The organism is Undibacterium sp. Ji50W (assembly GCF_049340445.1).
In the GTDB taxonomy this organism is placed as follows: Bacteria; Pseudomonadota; Gammaproteobacteria; order Burkholderiales; family Burkholderiaceae_D; genus Undibacterium.
This window is the reverse complement of record NZ_JBMPOX010000085.1, coordinates 1-296: the sequence shown is the minus strand read 5'-3', so window position 1 is coordinate 296 and position 296 is coordinate 1. Positions and strand designations below refer to the sequence as shown.

Here is a 296-nt window from a genome sequence, read left to right as displayed (position 1 = left end):
GCATAGACCGTCGCATCGAGGTCCACGCCAAACGGCTCGCTGGCGTACAACGGACGCGCCATCGCAATCAGGTGTTGCGCCAGATCGGCGTAGATTTGCCAGGGGCGCGTGGCATTTGCATTGGCCAGGGTATTGCGGGAAATCGTCGCACAACGAAATCCCATGTGGTACAGCCGATGGGCCTGGGCACGCAAATTGACCTCGATATCGCGCAGCGATTCCCGATAGGTCAATTGCGCAAACGCCATGGCAAAGAACTGATCCAGACAAGAAAAATCCTTGACCTTGTGCTCGCC

The 296-nt window shown here is 57.1% G+C and carries 1 protein-coding gene; it reads right to left on the bottom strand.

Going from position 1 to position 296, the window contains the following annotated elements; genetic code table 11:
• On the bottom strand, window positions 1–296 hold a 296-nt coding region (locus ACO0K9_RS28130), incomplete at both ends, for a DUF4372 domain-containing protein (RefSeq protein WP_422990713.1).